Below are 16,820 nucleotides of genomic sequence, written 5' to 3'. Positions count from 1 at the left end.
TTGTTTTCGCCAATCTGTACAAATTCTTAGCGGGCACGGCGCAATAAATAACCGCCCACCACAAACATAAAGACAATCGGGACAAAGACGAACCAAGCGGGGGATGGACTATAAACCAAGCTGGCATAACCCAGAAAATCTTGCAAATAGAAGAAACCAAGTCCAATAAATAAAGCAATCACCAAACGAAAGCCCATCGATTGTTGGCGTAATGGTCCAAAAATAAAAGAACAGGCAATCAAGACCAACGCAATTAAAGCAAATGGCGAACCCACTTTTTGCCAAAATGCCAATTGGTAGGTTTTCGGCACTTGGCTGTATTCATGCATATAACGCATAAAGCTGACCAGTTGACTCGGCGACAAATCTTCAGGATCAATGGTGACCATATGGACATATTTAGGTTGTAATGCCAAAGCCAAGGGCTGTTGTGCTGCATCGCGTTTGACCGCATTGCCGGCATCCTGAATTTCTACCTGTTCAGTGCCTTTTAAATTCCAACGACCATCTTGAACAAACTGTCCCTGTTCGGCATCCAATACACTATTTAAACGGTATTCTTGGTCAAAATCGACCACTTGAATATTCCGCAATTGACCTTGTGAGTTAGCATAATCAATATAAATAAAGCGCTGCCCTTCGCGCGTCCAATAACCTTTGACTTCACCTAAAGCCGCAACACTCCGGTGACTTTTCACGCTCTTGGCGTGTTCATTGGTATAGGGAATCACCCATTCGCTTAATACAAAGGATAAAATGACCAGAATTAAAGCCGAACGGATTACCCAGCCCACAATACGCCACAGGCTAATCCCGATGGAACGCATCACAATCAATTCACTGTTAGATGCCATGGTGCCTAAGCCCAACACTGCCCCAATTAAAGCAGAAATTGGTAAAATCTCATACAGATAGCGTGGCGCACCCCATAAGACATAAATCAAGGCCTGCCAAGCGGTATAGGTATCATTCAGCTCACTTAATTCACCCAAATAGGTAAATAGAATTTGTAATACCGACAAGACCGCTGTCGCCCCCAACATGGCATAGGCTGTGGTCTTAGTCACATGTTTCGCGACAATACGACGTGCAAACATTTTAAGACCTCACTCGCTGAATCTGTTTCTTAATTTTTGGGGCTAATTTTTGCTTACGAGAGAAAATCGCGGCGGCCATTGCATAGACAAAGAGCACCAACGGATAGGCCCAAATTCCAATTTCCTGTTTGCTGACACGGGTTTTTATCGCCATCATCGCGACAATTAAACTGGCAAAAATTAACAGTGCAGGAAATAGTTTTAAATAACGCCCCTGACGTGGACTCACTTCAGACAAAGCCACAGCCAATGCTAATGCCACAATCATGACCAGTGGAACAAACATCCTCCAACCTAATTCACTTGCCACAATTGGATCATTGCGGTTTTGCCATAACTTACTCGTGGTTAAGGCTTCAACCTCAGCACTTTCAAATTTAGCTTCTTTATCATTTTCTAAACGCAAACGATAACTTTGAAATTCCGCTTGGGTATATTTCGGTTGACCTGCATAAATTTCATAACGACGACCTTGTATCAAATCGACTACATTGGCGCTGTCATTTGCCACTTCAACCCGTGTTGCTTCTTTTGCCAGAATCATGACGTCTGGCTTGCCTTCTTTTTCTGCACGTTGGTAAAAGAAAATATCTTTTAGATTTCGCCGATCTTCTGATAAATCGCCGGCATAAATGGTATATCGACCCGAGGAAATAAACTCTTTGGGGCGAACCAAATCGAACCCCGTACGTACTGCCTGACTGGTGGTAAGCTGTTCAAACTGACGTAAGCCCCAAGGCGACATCCACAGCATTAACACACTCTGTAACAGCATAAACACCAAGGTCAATGGAATCAGCATTCGTGCCAATTGATGTCGACTGACGCCACTTCCATTCAGGACCGCCATTTCATGATCGACATATAAACGACCAAATACCAGCATGAGACCAATAAAGAAACCCAAAGGAAAAATCAGCGTTAAAAACTCAGGTAAACGATAACCGATGATGCTGAATAAAATGCCTGCATCTAAACGACCTTGAGCAGCGATGCCGAAATACTTGATTAATCGGCCACCCATCATGATTAAGGTCAATAAGCCAATCACAACCAATGAATTAGACACCACTTGCTTGACTAAATAACGCCGAATAATCAAATTGATTCTTCCAATTTCAAAAAGAGTAAAAACTACCGTTAGTTTACCCGAATGTTAAAAATATAAAACCTATTCCCCTGCTTCTGCATTGAAACTCGAACCATAAAAATGTTTCAATGGCTGAATGACTTAAAACCCTCAAAGGCGTGAAGACCCCCTATGAAACTCAGCTTGAATACCGCTCTACCCGCTCCCGCTACCGATCAGGCTTTATTCATTTTAGCCGACAATGCTCAGCTTGCTCAGATCGCATCAACATATCAAATCAATGACTTAGAACAGATTGCACAAGCCACGCAATTTAAAGCTGGATTAAACGAAACTTTACCACTCTTGGCAAAGATTCCCGGCTTTGCCCATGCCGTTCTGATTGGACTCGACAAAGTTGAAGATTTACAACCTGCAAAATTAGCAAAAATTGCACAAAGCATTATCAAATCTTCACAAAAAAAACATCAGCAGATTCAAGTTGATCTGAATGCTTTACCTGAAGCCTTGCATTATTTATTTGCCTTAAGCCTGACTCAAGCGGCTTATGGCTATGATGAATTTAAATCAAAAAAGAACGAATTTTTACTCAATGAAATTGGCCTGATTGCTGCGCAAAGCCCTTTAAATAATTCACAATTAAGCCTGATTCAAGCCATTCAATCGGGTCAAAATTATGCACGTGACTTGGGTAACCGTCCGGGCAATATATGTTTCCCTGAATATTTAGCCGATCAAGCTTTGGCTTTGGCACAGCAATACCCAGAGCAACTCAAAGTTACCGTCATTAATGAACAGGAAATGGCCGATCTGGGCATGTTTGCCTTTTTAGCGGTCAGCCGTGGTTCAGACCGTCCGGGTCGTATTATTACTTTGGAATACAAAGCTCAACCAGATCAAGCACCGATTGTTTTGGTCGGTAAAGGCGTCACTTTCGACACCGGTGGTATTTCACTCAAACCCGGTCTAGGCATGGACGAAATGAAATTCGACATGTGTGGAGCAGCTTCGGTACTCGGTACTTTACGTGCTTTATGTGAAGCGAAACTACCCATTCATGTGGTCGGTGCAATTGCTGCTGCAGAAAATATGCCATCTGGTCATGCCACCCGCCCAGGGGATATTGTCACCAGTATGAGTGGGCAAACGGTTGAAATCTTAAATACCGATGCCGAAGGCCGTTTGGTGCTCTGTGATACCCTGACCTACATCAAACGTTTTAACCCTGAATTGGTGATTGACATTGCGACCTTAACAGGTGCATGTGTGGTGGCACTAGGTTCTGTCTTAACAGGCATGTTTACCCCAGACGATGAACTCGCTGCTGAATTAAATGCCGCAGGTCAAACTGCCTTTGACCGTGTATGGCGTATGCCTGTGATTGATGATTATCAAGAACAGCTCGATTCACCTTTTGCGGACATTGGCAACATTGGTGGTCCAAAAGCAGGTGCAGTGACCGCTGCATGTTTCCTGCAACGCTTTACCCGTGAATATCGTTGGGCGCATTTAGATATTGCAGGCACAGCATGGCTTTCGGGCAGCAATAAAGGTGCAACAGGTCGTCCAGTACCGTTGTTAATGCAATTCTTAGCCAACCGCGTTAACACGAATGGCTAAAGTTCGCTTTTATCTGTTTGAAAAAAGTCCAGAACGGCAAGTCGAAAGTACTTGCCGTTTGTGTCGTAAAATTCTGCGTCAACCCAAACGGATTTGGCTGTATTGCCCCGATGCTGCATTGCAGCAGCAATTGGATGAACGCTTATGGAGTTTCGATGCAGCCAGCTTTATTGGACATGGTATTGACCAAGAACATGCAAATGTCTGCATCTCGGCACGCTTACCCACAGAAAATGATTGGATTGTGTTTAATTTTAACAATCAGGCACTTGATCAATTTCATGAATTTAGCCAAATTATAGAAATTATTGAAAATAATGATTCTGCTAAACAGCTCGGTCGTGAAAAATTTAAACAATACCGACGCTTAGGCATTGAACCTCAAACTTTCAAGCTTTAACTGTTCAACCTTAGGGAGAAATATGGTGGCATTAAATGTCGGTCCAGATTTTAAACAGCGCTGGTTAGAAGCGCCTGAAGCTGTACGTCAGACATTTATGGATGATCTGAATCATATTTGTGATTTATTACAGCCCGAGACACAAACACAGCTCTGGCTCGCAGCAGATCAGAAAGCCCAACAGCAAGCCCAGCAAACTGTTGAACAAGCCTATGCCGATCTAAAAGCACGTCTGATTGAAGAAGCCCGAGTTCGTCGTCAATTGGCTTTAGAACTGTCCTTGGCCAATAAGCGTGCGGCCACTGAACAATATGCGCAACAACTGTTTGCGGATGAACAACGCCAATATGCTGAACAAACCCATACTTTAGACAACTTGCGCCAGCATATTGAACAAGAAACGCTACGCTATACCGAACGCTATCACGTCAATGATAGTCACCAAAATCTAAACTTTGCCCCAGGCATGGTGCATGTTTCAGATCAACACATTATGTCTGAATTAGAAACCGTACGCTTACGCTTAGAACTCGAAGCCGAAGCTCATATTGAACAAGCCGTGAGTAAATTCCGTAATAAATTACGTACCGCAGCGCAAGAAGAAATTGAATACATATTACATAATTCTAATTTTTCTGATGTAAAACCAACCGTTTAATTTTTCTACTTCAATTTGATGGGTGTCATGAAAATGACACATAAATGTCACAATATGGTCATCACTTTAAAATAAACGCTTTAAAGTGTTGACGCCAAAAATTGACATATCAATAAATTAGGAAGAAAAAATGGACCTACTGAACCACGTTTCTCACCGCATTGCTGCTCTCGATTCAGGCGAACAATGGATTGTTTCTGCTCAAAAACTACTGATTAGCCGCGCCGATTTTCAATCACTTTCAGTGTTTCTCTCGCGCGAGTCGGAAAAAGGACTTTTTAGCCTCTCCCCACAAGGATTTAGTGCAACTTGGCATGATGAACCTGTCGTGACCATTATTAAGCATTAACCTTTAAATATTCGCCCCGTAAAGTTGAGTGGCTTGTTTGAGCAGGTCACTCGATAAACTCAAGGGTTGCAAAAAAGATATTGCCCGCGCCATAACCAATACTCAGTAAAACGCCAATCCAGATTAAACTTCCAATGGTGTTGTACCACATAAAACTAGAAAATTTCATCCCCCCTGCACCCGCAGCAAAAGGGGCAAATGAACGTACAAAGGGAATAAACCGCGCCAGAATAATGGTCTTACCACCATGTTTAACAAAATAATGGTTGGTCTTGCTCAGATATTCTGGCTTTATCCAACGTGAATGACGATGCAAATACTTAAAGCCTAGCTTTTTTCCAGTGTAATAATTCACGGCATAGCCCAATATCGCAGCAATCATGAGTAATGTTCCCATGCTATGCAGCTGAATAATGGCAGAGGATGAGCACAAAGCACCTACAGCAATCAATAAACTATCGCCAGGCAGAAAAAACATAAAAACAAAGCCCGTTTCTGCAAAAATAATCAGAAACAAAATGGCGTAAATCCAGACTCCATACTGCGACAATAGAAGCGGCAACATTTGTTCTATATTTAGAAAAAAATCAAGCATTACATAAATCTACACTAATCAATTTAAGTATCACGTGCTTTATTTCACTCGAATAGAAATGAAAACAGCCCTGTAGTTTAGGCTGTTTTCGCATCCGATATATACTTTTTATTTTAAAAAGCCATTTGCCGCCAAGAAATCCATACTGATTTTGGACTGTGCTTGGGTCTCTGCGGCTTTATCGCCCAACAATAAACGTTCGATATAACGCGCCAAGACATCGACTTCCAAATTCACTTTCGAACCCGTTTTCCACGTCCCAATATTGGTACGTTCTGCCGTATGTGGAATTAAATTCAGGCTGATGATATTGCCGCGTAAATGGTTGATGGTCAGACTAATGCCATCCACAGTAACCGACCCTTTCTCTGCCAAATATTTGGCAATTTCTACAGGCGCAGTGACTTCAAAATAGAGTGAACGAGCATCTTCACGCACTAAGGTAATCTCACCCACGGCATCCACATGACCACTGACAATATGCCCACCAAACCGTGTGGTCGGCAACATGGCTTTTTCTACATTGACGGGTTGACCAACTTTCCAGTGACCCAAGGTCGTTCGATTCAAACTTTCACGTGACACATCGGCTGCGTACCACGTATCGCCCCATTCAATCACCGTTAAGCAGATCCCATTGGTGGCAATCGAATCACCTAAATGTACATCTGACATGTCCAAATTCGTTTGAATACGTAAACGTACATCACCACCCACGCTTTGCAGGCTTTCTACTCGACCAAGGCTTTCAATAATTCCTGTAAACATAATCTTTTCTCTTCCTGAATTTGGACTTACCACAATGCTAACTGGGTACTTACACCTGAGGTATCGACTCCACCCAATTCTGCGAAATGATACAGTTGACCGAGTAACTGACGTAGTGGCGGACCAGATTTGGCATGGGTATCGGTAATCACAATAAATTCCAACACACGTGCGCGTTCCGACTGACGTTGCTTACTGACGCGATAACGCGGGACATCTTGGGTTAACAACATTACACGTCCACGCTCAAGATTGGCTTTAAGCAAATCGGCCGCTTCAATATTACCATCGGTCGAATAACTGGTCAGAATATAACGTGCATTGATGGTCGACAGTAATTTTTCATAAGCTTCCTTGGCATACTTAGAGGAATTGTAAGGACTTGGGCGCTCTTTACGCCACGCGCGGTCAATTCCACTCTTAAAGCCTTTGGTGTCTGGGCTTGGCAAATCCACCTGATCCCATAAGGTCAGTGCATTCAACACATGATAGTTACTGCTATAAGCATGTTGGTTATACGGCGGATCTAAATACGCCACATCCACTTCAAAACCACTCATCTGATTGGCTAAATGCTGCGCATCAACACACCACATTTCTGCGGCAGGGCGTTTTGGATCACCGATTTCACAAAAACGGCTTGGGGTCAGCCAAAGCAAAGATTCAATACGCTCCAAGGCAGTTTGGGTTTTACCGCCCCAACCATGATGAAAACTTTTGAAGACACCACTGGTATTGCTGACAAAACTGGCTGAATACAACAACGGCGCCAACAAAGCACTCATTTCCACATCATCAATCGCACCTTGTGCTTGCCAAGTGGCAATTTGCTGACGAATCGCATCTATCCGCATGCCATTGCGACGTTTAAAGAACAATCGGTCACGGGCGGGATCGTAAATTTCATCATTACGTGGGCACAGGTTATGTGTGACCCAACCCTTCACCTCTGGCAAGCGATTTAAATAATCAATCGCCTTTTGATAGCCGCCCAACTCTTTAAATGCAGGTGCATCCGTACATGCCAGAATGGCATGGTTTAAGGCATGGCTATAGGGTTCCCAGTCATTGGCAATGACACGGTAACCATTCTGGCGCGCCAAACGAGAGACCACACCACTACCCGCAAAAAAATCAGCAAAAATAGGCGAACGACCTTTGGCATTCAAGGTTCCCGTGTGCTCAAGTGCCTCTAAAATCAGATGTAATAAACGACGCTTGTTTCCTAAATAAGGAACCAATTGATGAAATAAGTATTCGTCTGTGGTCCGTGCCGCGTGACGTCGTTTATGATAAACCGTAGACTCTTGATTCATATAGACTCTTGAATGGGTGTTAGCCTTAAGCGCACATCATTTCCCACTTGGGAAACATCGATGAGCTTAAATCGAAGTTGCTCTGCCAAATGCGTAAATTCCGCATTAAACATCGCACGTGCAGATTGACCTAATAAGGTGGGTGCAACATAACTAATCAGTTCATCGACCAATGCCTGCTTAAGAAAAGCACTGGATAAGGTTGCACCCGCTTCGACCAACACATCGTAAATTTGAAAATCTTTTAGCGTTCTTAACAAACTTTCTAAAGATTGAATTTCTAACTGTATCACGCCCAACTGCGCCAGTTCAGGACGGAATGGTCCCATCACCATGACCGTATCGGGCTGTTGTAAAATTTGGGTGTCTAAAGGTAAGCGACCTTGTCGATCTAAAATAACGCGTTTGGGTTGCACCACCGTACTGATGTCTTCAAGGTCTGGCAAGTGACGCACATTCAATAAACAGTCATCTGCCAGAACTGTATCAATGCCTGTAATCACGGCCCCTGAAATAGCGCGCCAATGCTGAACATCACGTCGTGCTTCAGGTCCAGTAATCCATTTCGACTCACCAGATGCCATCGCGGTTCGACCATCCAAACTCGATGCAACTTTTAAACGCACATAAGGTAAGCCAGTCGCCATCGCCTTGAGAAAGCCGCGATTCAACACCGCAGCTTCTGCCTCACAGACTCCTGTGGTGACCTGAATGCCCGCTTCTTGAAGAATATGAATACCTTTCCCTGCCACCAACGGATTAGGATCAGAACAAGCCACCACCACTTGCGCAATGCCTGCTTCGACCAAACCTTTGGCACAAGGCGGAGTACGGCCATAATGCGCACAAGGTTCCAAGGTGACATAAGCTGTTGCACCACGTGCTTGATCACCGGCTTGGCGAATGGCAAACACTTCCGCATGAGGTTGTCCTGCACGTGGATGAAAACCTTCACCGACCAATTGTCCATCTTTGACAATCACGCAACCAACATTCGGATTAGGTTTGGTGGAGTATTGCCCCTGCTGTGCTAAGCGAATAGCGCGCTGCATCCAAACTTGGTCTTGGTTTAACTCAGACATGGGCACACTCATTCATGTTCACGTTGTTGCATTTGTTCAATTTGACGACGAAAAGCTTCCACATCCTGAAAGTCCTGATAGACCGAAGCAAAACGCACATAAGCCACATGATCCAAGGCAAATAAAGCTTGCATAACAATTTCCCCGATAGTGCGCGACTTGACATCACGTTCTCCTAAACGGCGAATATGTAGCTGAATATCGCTCAACACAGCTTCAATTTGTTCTTGTGTAACTGGACGCTTTTGTAATGCATGCATTAACGAGCGGCGTAACTTGGCTTCATCAAAAGGCTCATTTTTGCCGTCTGATTTAATCACACGTGGCATGACCACTTCATAACTTTCAAATGTAGTAAAACGCTCACCGCAACTAATACATTCACGGCGACGTCTGATTTGACAGCCTTCAGCGGCTAAGCGCGAGTCGATGACTTTACTGTCTGCGGCGTTGCAAAAAGGACAATGCATGACGGTCGAATTAAACAAAACATTTTTGAATTCTGAGTGTAGCAAAAATTATGGTTTTTGTAGAGCATTACGCTAGATATGGAAAAAAAACAGCCCTTTCGGGCTGTTTTACACAATATATTGATTATATCGCGAAAAAATTATTCAATGCGTTCGCCATGTTGACTTAAGTCGAGACCCATGCGCTCATCATCAGCTTCTACACGAATACCAATCACCACATCAATCACTTTTAAGATCACAAAAGTTAACACTGCAGAGTAAGCGATGGTCGCAAGTACACCTTCAATTTGAACCCACAATTGGCTCATCATATTTGCGGGTGCTTTATCCCCCATGATGAATTCACTGGCGAAGACTGCTGTGAGAATCGCTCCCACAATACCGCCAACACCGTGTAAGCCGAAAGCATCTAATGAGTCATCTGCTTTAAGGGCACGTTTCAGACCTGTGATCCCCCAGAAGCAAACCACACCACCAATCAGACCCATCGCTAAGGCACCACCAACGGTCACGAAACCTGCCGCAGGAGTAATCACGACCAGACCTGCTACCGCACCAGATGCACCACCCAATACAGAGGCCTTACCGCGTACCACTTTTTCAGTAATTAACCATGCGATTGCCGCTGCTGCTGCTGCAACTTGTGTGGTGACCAGTGCATAACCTGCGGAACCATTTGCACCCAATGCTGAACCACCGTTAAAACCAAACCAGCCAACCCAGACAAGGCTTGCACCAATCACTGTTAATGTCAGGTTATGCGGTGCCATAGATTCACGACCTAGCCCCATACGTTTCCCTAACATATATGCAGCCACTAGACCCGCGACACCTGAGTTAATATGTACGACTGTACCGCCTGCAAAATCAAGTGCGCCATCGTTAAATAACCAACCGCCACCCCAGACCCAGTGGGTAATTGGCGCATACACCACAACCACCCAGATCGCGATAAATGCGACGAACGCTCCAAATTTCATCCGTTCTGCAATTGAACCACTGATAATAGCAACGGTAATAATGGCAAAAGTCATTTGGAAAATAACAAAGAGAATTTCAGGAATTGTGCCTGTTAATGCTGTTGTGGTAATTCCTGACAGCATGATTTTATCAAAACCACCAATAAAGGCATTTCCTTCAGTAAATGCAAGTGTATAACCCACAATTACCCATGCAAGGCTCACAACGGCCGCAGCAACAAAACTGTGTGCCATGGTGCTTAAGACGTTTTTCTTACGAACCATACCACCGTAGAAAAGGGCCAAACCTGGAATAGTCATTAACAAGACCAATGCGGTAGAAACTAAAATCCAAGCCGTATCACCCGTATCGAGGGCGGGTTCTTTAGCCGCAGGAGCTGTAGCTTCTTCAGCTGGAGCAGGTGTCGCAACTGCTTGTACATCTGGCGATGCCGCTGCAGTCGTTTCCACTGTTGTTGTGACTTCTTCTGATGGAGCAGATGCTGTTACTTCTTCAGCCCAAGCAACAGAACCGCCTAAAAGTGCGCCTGATAGACTCAGCGCGAGTAGCATTTTTTTCATTCGTGTCCCCCAACCTAATTTTGCGAGTTACTCGATACTCAGCAAACTTTATGCCAAATTAAACAGCATCTGGACCTGTTTCACCTGTACGAATACGGATAACTTGCTCTAAGTTAGTCACAAAGATTTTTCCGTCACCAATTTTTCCAGTGCTCGCAACACGAGTGACCGATTCAATCACTGCATCAACCATTTCGTCACTAATTGCGATTTCAATTTTAACTTTTGGAAGAAAATCAACGACGTACTCAGCACCACGATACAACTCAGTATGACCTTTTTGACGGCCAAAACCTTTGACTTCTGTTACAGTGATCCCTTGAACACCAATTTCTGACAATGCTTCACGCACATCATCTAATTTAAAGGGTTTTACAATTGCAGTTACTAGCTTCATGTTTGTTTTTCCTTCGGCTTTTCTCACCAGTAAGGTTTTATGTTCAATTTTCGTGCCAAGATTTCTAAGGTTGAGGGAAATAAAAACCTGATACACAGCTCTATTTATACCTTATTTTTGTCTTTTAATCGAAGCTTAGGTCTTTAATATTTGAGATTTTTAGCCGAAAGTCGGCTATTTTGCCAGATCGCGTCAAGGATTATTGCGATAGCACTATAGTCTCTGTCGAAGCAGTGCTACACTGCTCCCGCTCTTCTCCAGCAATATGGATAAAACAATGATTGAAACTTTATTACAAGCCATTCTAGAACAAGTAGAACAACCGAAAACTGATTTGGAACATAATTTAAGAGCCTTATTAAATGAGGCTGTCACTAAAATGGATTTGGTTTCTCGTGACGAAATTGAACGTCAAAAAACTGCACTTAATAATGCCAATCAACGTTTAACCGAATTACTCCTCCAAGTCGAAGCACTTGAACAAAAAATTCAGAACAAAAAATAAGCACACTATTAGTGCAATAAAAAACCAATAACGATCAAAAATAACGCACCAAAATGGAACAACAACATGTCTTTTGCCAAAATAAATACGCGAGGGCTATTGGGTCTGCACGCCCCACTGATTGAAGTCGAAGTTCATTTAAGTCAAGGATTACCATCACTTACCATTGTAGGATTAGCAGAAGCAGCTGTTCGGGAAAGTAAAGATCGGGTCCGTTCAGCCATTATTAATAGTGGTTTTCAGTTTCCCAGTAAACGTCTCACGATTAATCTTGCGCCTGCAGATTTGCCCAAAGATGGTTCACGCCTAGATTTACCGATTGCCTTGGGCATTTTAATTGCGTCTGGGCAACTACCAGAACAAAGCATCAATCATCTTGAATTCATTGGGGAATTGGCGCTAGACGGTCAATTACGTCCAACCACAGGAACGCTGAGTATTGCCATCGCGTGTCAGCAAGCCCAACACCAATTGGTTTTGCCCAAACAAAATGCACTAGAGGCAGCACAACTGCCCCATTTTGAGGTGTATGCAGCAAAACACCTCAAAGAGGTTTGTGAACACTTAAGCCAAAACAAACCGTTGTCTCCAGTACAAAAGCCTATCGACTCAACTTCACATCGCTATAAATTTGATCTGGCTGATGTGAAAGGGCAACTCCGTCCGCGGCGGGCTTTAGAAATTGCAGCAGCAGGTGGTCATTCCTTACTGTTTCGTGGTCCGCCAGGCACAGGTAAAACCTTATTGGCATCACGTTTACCCAGTATTCTTCCGCCACTCAGTTCTAGTGAAAATTTAGAAGTGGCCAGCATTTATTCTGTTGCCAATACACAGCATCATTTTGGACATCGTCCTTTTCGTGCACCACATCATACTGCTTCAGCCATTGCCTTGGTGGGTGGCGGTTCACACCCTAAACCAGGAGAAATTACCTTAGCCCATTTAGGCGTTCTGTTTTTAGATGAACTGCCTGAATTTGATCGCAAAGTCTTGGAAGTGCTTAGACAGCCTTTAGAATCGAAAGAGATTGTGATTTCTCGGGCATCCCGTCAAATGACTTATCCTGCCAATTTTCAGTTAATCGCTGCCATGAATCCTTGTCCATGTGGCTATGCGTTTAATCAAGATCAGCGTTGTCAATGTTCGACTGAGGCCATCAAACGTTATCAAAATCGAATTTCGGGTCCCCTGCTGGATCGCATAGATTTGCATATTGATGTACCACCACTTACGGTACATGAATTACAAGCACATGCCCCAGCTGAAAATTCTGATCAAGTGCGTCAACGTGTGATTCAAGCCTATGAGCAACAAATTCAACGACAAAATTGTTTAAATCATGCTTTGAATCCACAACAACTGGAACAATTTGCAGGCTTGAATGAGCAAACCCAAAAAATGCTTGAATTGGCTCAACAACGCTTAAATTTATCCGCACGGGCCTATCATCGAGTATTAAGAGTGGCCAGAACTATTGCTGACTTGGCCAATGCTACTGAAATTCAAACTGGACATTTAAGTGAAGCTTTATCCTATCGGCAGTAAAGCCTTTAATCGGTTCTGATTCAAATACCAAATAAAAAGCCTCTAGTCCCAAGGACTAGAGGCTTTTTAACATCCTTAAATTTAGAATGTTTTGGTTAAGGTAAAGACTGCACCTGTTTCTACGCTACGAGCGGTTGCATCATCCATAGCGTCAGTATCAATATTTGTACCTACTGCTGCTAATTCAGCGGTTGCACCAGAAATTGATTTAAATGCATAGTTAACACCGACTTTCCAGTCTACATAGTTATCGTCGCCACCGAATGAATATTTGTCTTCATCATCCACGACGGTATAGCCCACACTTGCGACACCGCCAAAACCTGTTGAACCAAATGGAACAGCGTAGCCTGCATTCACATTCCAACTGTTTGTATCTGCACCTGCATAATCATTGGTAAAGTTGACATTGGTCAGAATGCTGTCCCCTTCAGCCAGCACACTTGCGAAAGTTAATTTGCCATAAAATTCGACCCAACTTAAGTCAGATGCACTTGGATAGTTGTAATACACCACACCCACATCTAATAAAGGTTTGCTAGCAAAGCTATCTAATGTGGTTGCAAAACCCAACGATGGATCTAACTCTAAACTTGGCGTCCCCGAACCAAAGTTTACATTGGAACCCCAAAGCCCAAAATACACACCTGAATCATGTGCAAGTGTGAATCCTGCTTGTACTGCTGGATCATTTTGAGTTTGCGACAATCCACGGAAACGATAGTCTGTTGTTACTGCTGCATTGCCGCTAAAAGAAAGACCAAATGGTGATGCTGCTTGATCATCCGCAAAGGTAAATGTTGAAGCTGCTGCAACAACCGCCATAGATAATACTTTTAATGTGAATTTCATTCTGAGGTTCCCCTACATCGAATTACGACGTTTTTTGCTGTAATTAATAAACTCAGGAATGTATTAGCAAGCGCTATGCCAATTTTAAGAAAATATTTTTCACGTTGCTGTTCGCTGTCAAATATTGAGAAACTTCAGGCCGAACTATAAATTTCCATAGTGATAGAGTTTTATAAACCATACGCTGTGTCTAAAAAGTTCTGAACTTAATTGGCCATAGCATAAAACCACTCAACGTAGCTGTAACGTAAAAAGATCGTAAATTTACAATAAAACAATACATAACAATGACTTACAAATATTCATTCTTTTACTTATTATCAAAACTTGTCAATCAGGTTGATCAATCCTTATCATCGAAATGACCCAGATCATCAGCATCGTTACTTATCGAAAAAGCGTTGGTTAAGGTGATGGACACATCATGCAGACCATTCATAATTCTTATATTTTTCATTTGAAAAGACATAACTTGCTAAATAAACGGCATAAAATTTATTTTAAGATTACCAATGACTAAAGCCGTGTAAGATCTTACTCTCTATGGCATTCATATTCTGTTCAACATCATTCAATTCACTTTCATCATGGTATTTCTAGCCCAAAATGAGACTGAGTTGATGAGGTACATTTCTGTTTGGCTTTTACTACTCAGAACCCATTGGATTAGCAAAATTTGAATCAAGCTGTTCTGGTAGAGTACTCAAAATGCTTCATTTCTGTTCAAAACAGATTTTCACACCACAAGTTGTACAAAATACACGCACCACTACTGACCACACCCCAATTTTTAATAGGCTGCGAATCACAATTTATTCCAACATTGTATGCTCGGCATTCAACGAAAATTGCCCCATACATAAATGAAACATTTCTCATTTTCATTTAGAAATTAAATTGTTTCATAAAAGCAAGACATAATTTGCATATAAAACAATCAATCAATTCGATTTTGAAGAAAAAATAAACAAAAGAATATGTGATTTTTCTGTGTTTGATCGAAACAAAAACACTGGAAATTTTCCATTGAATAAAATATATTTTTATTATGAATGAATGGCTTATGTATAAAATATGGTTATTCATTTCCGAACAACAATAATGCAATCTCGTCAAGTAGCTGGTAACAAGAATGAAATAAAATTAATAAAAATCTATCTTTTTTATAGATTAATTATACAATTTATTAAAATTTCGAGTTATGCCAAAAAACGAAATTGTGAATCTAACTTTTTTTGAGGTTGTTTCTTATGCCAAAGGCGCAAAAACTTACATTAGCAGTATTAATTCAGGCGGCCCTTATTACTACCGCTTATGCAAGCGAACAAAGTGAAGCAAAAGGATTTGTAGAAGATGCTGAAGGATCAGTGTTGTTCCGCACTGGTTATTTATCTCGTGACAAAAAAAATGGCGCAGCAGATACCAGCTCAGCTGCTCAAACTGCTATGGTTAAAATCGAATCAGGTTATACCCAAGGTATTGTCGGTTTTGGTGTGGGCGTGATTGGTGATGGTTCATTCAAATTGGGTGAAAATAACCACGCTGGCAACCAAATGATTCCATTACATAACGATGGTTCTGCTTATGACCACTGGGCTCGTGGTGGCGGTATTGTAAAAGCTCGTATCTCTAACACTGAAGTTCGTTACGGTACTCAAGTACTCGACTTACCAGTACTTGCAAGCAACACTGCACGTTTGGTTCCAGAATACTTTGAAGGTGTATTGGCAACGAGCCGTGAAATTAATGGTCTTGAATTAACTGCTGGTAAGTTCACTAAAGATCAAATGTCAGATCAAGTAACTACTGATGGCAATGAATTAGACCGCGCAGTGGTTTGGGGTGCAAAATATAAATTTAATGATCAATTAAATGCATCTTACTTTGGTTTAGACAGCAAAAATGCTCTTGAACGCCATTATGTGAATGCCAACTACAAACAAGCTTTGGCAAACAACAGCTCTTTAACCTATGACTTCAGTGGTTATCACACTGAGTGGGATGAAGGTGCAAGCGCATCATCTTCTAAGTTACCTGTTACTTCATCTGACCGTAGCAACAATATCTGGGCATTTTCTGGTGCATATCATCAAGGTGCGCACAATGTCATGCTTGCTTACCAACAAAGTACTGGTAACACAGGCTATGCATATGGCGAAAATGCAGATGGCTTCCAAAGTATCTATTTACCGAACTCTTACCTTTCAGACTTTAACGGTCGTGGTGAAAAGTCAGTTCAAGTTCAATATAGCTTAGATTTTGCAAATTATGGTGTGCCTGGCTTAAGCTGGACCAGCGCTTATGTCTATGGTTGGGATATTGATACAGCAACTGATAATAACGCGAAAGAAAGCGAACTCTTTAACCAAGTAAAATATACAGTTCAATCTGGTTTTGCTAAAGATGCAAGCTTGCGTTTACGTTATTCTCACTATCGTAATGATGATGCCTACGCAAATGATTACTATATGCCTGATACCAACGAATGGCGTATCTGGTTAGATATCCCTGTAAAATTCTTCTAATTTGAAG

General features: G+C 42.4%; 17 protein-coding genes. 7 read left to right on the top strand and 10 right to left on the bottom strand.

The annotated features are described in order from the left end of the window. Positions 1-26: 26 nt before the first annotated feature. Positions 27-1,097: an LPS export ABC transporter permease LptG gene (lptG, locus tag E0H94_RS00185; protein WP_131324544.1), complete on the bottom strand. Its 1,071-nt coding sequence runs from the start codon at positions 1,095-1,097 to the stop codon at positions 27-29. Between the two features lies 1 nt (position 1,098). Then, positions 1,099-2,199 (bottom strand): LPS export ABC transporter permease LptF, encoded by a 1,101-nt coding sequence (gene lptF / locus E0H94_RS00180; protein WP_131324543.1) that lies wholly within the window; start codon positions 2,197-2,199, stop codon positions 1,099-1,101. 159 nt (positions 2,200-2,358) lie between these two features. Here lptF and E0H94_RS00175 point away from each other — a divergent pair, with 159 nt between their 5' ends. The 4 genes from E0H94_RS00175 (at position 2,359) to E0H94_RS00160 (ending at position 5,214) form a co-directional block, all read left to right on the top strand. Continuing rightward, positions 2,359-3,807 carry a leucyl aminopeptidase gene (locus E0H94_RS00175; RefSeq protein ID WP_131324542.1) on the top strand — a complete coding sequence of 483 codons (1,449 nt, stop codon included), beginning with the start codon at positions 2,359-2,361 and terminating at the stop codon, positions 3,805-3,807. Then, positions 3,800-4,207 carry a DNA polymerase III subunit chi gene (locus tag E0H94_RS00170; protein ID WP_131324541.1) on the top strand — a complete coding sequence of 136 codons (408 nt, stop codon included), beginning with the start codon at positions 3,800-3,802 and terminating at the stop codon, positions 4,205-4,207. Before E0H94_RS00175 ends, E0H94_RS00170 begins: the two co-directional genes overlap by 8 nt. Before the next feature lie 22 nt (positions 4,208-4,229). Continuing rightward, the gene (locus tag E0H94_RS00165) at positions 4,230-4,865 is read left to right on the top strand and encodes a hypothetical protein (protein WP_227548521.1); all 636 of its coding nucleotides are present in this window, start codon (positions 4,230-4,232) and stop codon (positions 4,863-4,865) included. Between the two features lie 130 nt (positions 4,866-4,995). Then, on the top strand, positions 4,996-5,214 hold the full coding sequence (locus E0H94_RS00160; RefSeq protein ID WP_131324540.1) for a hypothetical protein: 219 nt from the start codon (positions 4,996-4,998) through the stop codon (positions 5,212-5,214). 46 nt (positions 5,215-5,260) lie between these two features. Here E0H94_RS00160 and E0H94_RS00155 read toward each other — a convergent pair whose 3' ends face one another. The 7 genes from E0H94_RS00155 to glnK form a co-directional block, all read right to left on the bottom strand. Continuing rightward, positions 5,261-5,809, bottom strand: a complete 549-nt coding sequence (locus tag E0H94_RS00155; protein WP_131324539.1) for a VTT domain-containing protein — start codon at positions 5,807-5,809, stop codon at positions 5,261-5,263. Between the two features lie 108 nt (positions 5,810-5,917). Further along, positions 5,918-6,577 (bottom strand): riboflavin synthase, encoded by a 660-nt coding sequence (locus E0H94_RS00150; RefSeq protein WP_131324538.1) that lies wholly within the window; start codon positions 6,575-6,577, stop codon positions 5,918-5,920. A gap of 26 nt (positions 6,578-6,603) precedes the next feature. Beyond that, the gene (locus E0H94_RS00145; protein WP_131324537.1) at positions 6,604-7,893 is read right to left on the bottom strand and encodes a DNA adenine methylase; all 1,290 of its coding nucleotides are present in this window, start codon (positions 7,891-7,893) and stop codon (positions 6,604-6,606) included. Beyond that, positions 7,890-8,975, bottom strand: a complete 1,086-nt coding sequence (ribD, locus tag E0H94_RS00140; RefSeq protein WP_131324536.1) for a bifunctional diaminohydroxyphosphoribosylaminopyrimidine deaminase/5-amino-6-(5-phosphoribosylamino)uracil reductase RibD — start codon at positions 8,973-8,975, stop codon at positions 7,890-7,892. The genes E0H94_RS00145 and ribD overlap by 4 nt, the downstream gene beginning before the upstream one ends. Positions 8,976-8,983: 8 nt before the next feature. Continuing rightward, positions 8,984-9,445: a transcriptional regulator NrdR gene (nrdR, locus tag E0H94_RS00135; RefSeq protein ID WP_116762406.1), complete on the bottom strand. Its 462-nt coding sequence runs from the start codon at positions 9,443-9,445 to the stop codon at positions 8,984-8,986. Between the two features lie 140 nt (positions 9,446-9,585). Continuing rightward, positions 9,586-10,989 (bottom strand): ammonium transporter, encoded by a 1,404-nt coding sequence (locus tag E0H94_RS00130; RefSeq protein WP_131324535.1) that lies wholly within the window; start codon positions 10,987-10,989, stop codon positions 9,586-9,588. Positions 10,990-11,047: 58 nt separating this feature from the next. Next, positions 11,048-11,386, bottom strand: coding sequence for a P-II family nitrogen regulator (gene glnK / locus E0H94_RS00125; RefSeq protein WP_016168502.1), 339 nt, complete (start codon positions 11,384-11,386; stop codon positions 11,048-11,050). A 277-nt stretch (positions 11,387-11,663) separates the two neighbouring features. On the opposite strand from glnK, the gene E0H94_RS00120 reads away from it, so the two are divergent. Further along, complete coding sequence (locus tag E0H94_RS00120) at positions 11,664-11,891, top strand: accessory factor UbiK family protein (protein ID WP_131324453.1); 228 nt, start codon at positions 11,664-11,666, stop codon at positions 11,889-11,891. Positions 11,892-11,957: 66 nt separating this feature from the next. Then, positions 11,958-13,436, top strand: coding sequence for a YifB family Mg chelatase-like AAA ATPase (locus tag E0H94_RS00115; RefSeq protein WP_131324534.1), 1,479 nt, complete (start codon positions 11,958-11,960; stop codon positions 13,434-13,436). Between the two features lie 81 nt (positions 13,437-13,517). Here the strand turns inward: E0H94_RS00115 and E0H94_RS00110 are convergent, their stop codons facing one another. Next, the gene (locus tag E0H94_RS00110; protein ID WP_131324533.1) at positions 13,518-14,288 is read right to left on the bottom strand and encodes a TorF family putative porin; all 771 of its coding nucleotides are present in this window, start codon (positions 14,286-14,288) and stop codon (positions 13,518-13,520) included. Positions 14,289-15,538: 1,250 nt separating this feature from the next. On the opposite strand from E0H94_RS00110, the gene E0H94_RS00105 reads away from it, so the two are divergent. Further along, positions 15,539-16,813: an OprD family outer membrane porin gene (locus E0H94_RS00105; protein ID WP_131324532.1), complete on the top strand. Its 1,275-nt coding sequence runs from the start codon at positions 15,539-15,541 to the stop codon at positions 16,811-16,813. The last annotated feature ends 7 nt before the right edge of the window (positions 16,814-16,820 follow it).

The organism is Acinetobacter sp. ANC 4173, from assembly GCF_004331255.1.
In the GTDB taxonomy this organism is placed as follows: Bacteria; Pseudomonadota; Gammaproteobacteria; order Pseudomonadales; family Moraxellaceae; genus Acinetobacter.
This window is presented reverse-complemented; position numbering and strand designations above follow the sequence as displayed.